Source organism: Mesorhizobium sp. P3_A2 (assembly GCF_056403115.1).
Genome location: NZ_JBFUGC010000050.1, coordinates 1 through 1,034, shown reverse-complemented (window position 1 = coordinate 1,034; position 1,034 = coordinate 1). Strand labels below are relative to the sequence as shown.

Below are 1,034 nucleotides of genomic sequence, written 5' to 3'. Positions count from 1 at the left end.
CCGGCCCAGATAGACCAGTTCCCCGTCGCCACGCCGCCGCGCCCGGTCCCCCGTCCGGTACATCCGCTCCCCCGCCGCCCCGTAGGGGTCGGGAAGGAAACGCTCCGCCGTCAGGTCCGCCCGCCCCAGATAGCCCCGGCAAACCCCGGCCCCGCCAATGTAAAGCTCCCCCGCCATCCCCGGTCCGACCGGGTCCAGCCCCTCGTCCAGAACATAGGCCCGCAAGTTGCCGATCGGACGCCCGATCGGGACCTCGTCGCCCGCGAAATCCGCCGGCGCGCGCCAGATCGTGCAGCCGACCACGGTTTCCGTCGGGCCGTATTCGTTGATAACCTCGCCGCGCCGGCGCCAGTGCGCCGCCGTCCGCCCCGAAAGCGCCTCGCCGCCGATGACAAAGGTGCGGACCTCGGCCGCCGAACCCAGCGCCTCCAGACCCTCCAGATGCGCGGGTGTCGCCTTCACCAGCGTCGTCGGCGCCTCCAGCGCCCGCGCCACCGTCTCCAGATCACCGCCGCACAGCAGACGTGCCATGCCTCCCGCTGCCAGCGGCCCCCACAGGGAGGTCACCGTCAGGTCGAAGGCGAGCGGGCTGTGAACCAACGCCGTTGTGGTTTCGTCGAGCCCGTAGGCGCGCCGGCACCAGCTCACGTAATTGCGCCAGCCGCGGTGCGTTACCATTACGCCTTTGGGCTTTCCGGTGGAGCCGGAGGTGTAGAGGACATAGGCGAGGTTCTCCCCCGCCAGTGCCGCCGGGGGCGGGTCGGCCGGCGGGCGCGGCTCCTCCACGTAGAGGCGCCGCCCGATCCAGCCGCCGAGCCGATCCTCCAGCCGACGTTCCGTCAGCACCGCCCCGGCCCCGGCGCCCTCCAGGAGTTCGCGTAGCCGCTGCGGCGGGTCCTCGGGATCGAGCGGCAGATAGGCCGCCGAGCCGATCCTCCAGCCGACGTTCCGTCAGCACCGCCCCGGCCCCGGCGCCCTCCAGGAGTTCGCGTAGCCGCTGCGGCGGGTCCTCGGGATCGAGCGGCAGATAGGCC

Annotated in this window: 1 protein-coding gene; it reads right to left on the bottom strand. The window is 72.6% G+C overall.

Going from position 1 to position 1,034, the window contains the following annotated elements:
* A partial coding sequence (locus tag AC1DXM_RS31940; RefSeq protein WP_477239543.1) for an AMP-binding protein occupies positions 1 to 870 on the bottom strand: 870 nt, incomplete at its 3' end.
* Positions 871 to 1,034: the final 164 nt, after the last annotated feature.